The organism is Neisseria sp. P0021.S006 (genome assembly GCF_051956895.1).
On record NZ_JBQCWZ010000594.1, the window covers coordinates 1 to 824 of the forward strand.

Here is an 824-nt window from a genome sequence, read left to right on the forward strand (position 1 = left end):
CCTTAATTTTAAAACGTATCAATCAAACAGAATTAGTCCAGTTTTTTGGAAATGACGGCGACGTTCCAATTCGCTCAGGTAGCGTTTACGCAGGCGGATGGATTGTGGCGTAATTTCAACCAGTTCGTCATCGTCGATGAACTCAACTGCGCCTTCCAAAGTCAATTTGATCGGCGTAGTCAGGCGCACGGCTTCATCTGTACCGCTGGCGCGGACGTTGGTCAGTTTTTTACCTTTCAGAGGGTTTACCACCAAGTCGTTGTCGCGACTGTGAATACCGATAATCATACCTTCGTAGACTTTGTCGTTTGGAGAAACGAACATACGGCCGCGGTCTTCCAAGTTCCACAGGGCGTAAGCAACGGCTTCACCTTGCTCTTGAGAAACCAGTACGCCGTTGTGACGGCCGGGCATATCAGGTTTAACCGGAGCATAGTCGTCAAAAACGTGGCTCATCAAGCCGGTGCCGCGGGTCAAAGTCAGGAATTCGCCTTGGAAACCGATCAGACCGCGTGCAGGAATGTGGTATTCCAGACGGGTACGGCCATTACCGTCGCTTTCCATATTGGTCAATTCGCCACGGCGACGGCCAAGCTCTTCCATAACGGCACCTTGGTTGTCATCAGGTACGTCCACGGTCAGGTTTTCGTAAGGCTCGCATTTTTGACCGTTGATTTCACGGAATACCACGCGCGGTTTACCGACTGCCAATTCAAAGCCTTCACGGCGCATGTTTTCCAACAAAATGGTCAGGTGCAATTCGCCACGGCCGGAAACGCGGAATACATCAGCGTCGGCAGTATCTTCAACACGCAGGGCAACGT

Annotated in this window: 1 pseudogene; it reads right to left on the reverse strand. The window is 51.3% G+C overall.

The features are described from left to right. Nucleotides 1-18: 18 nt before the first annotated feature. A pseudogene (locus ACTHUM_RS15910) lies at nucleotides 19-824 on the reverse strand (translational GTPase TypA); the annotation flags it as partial.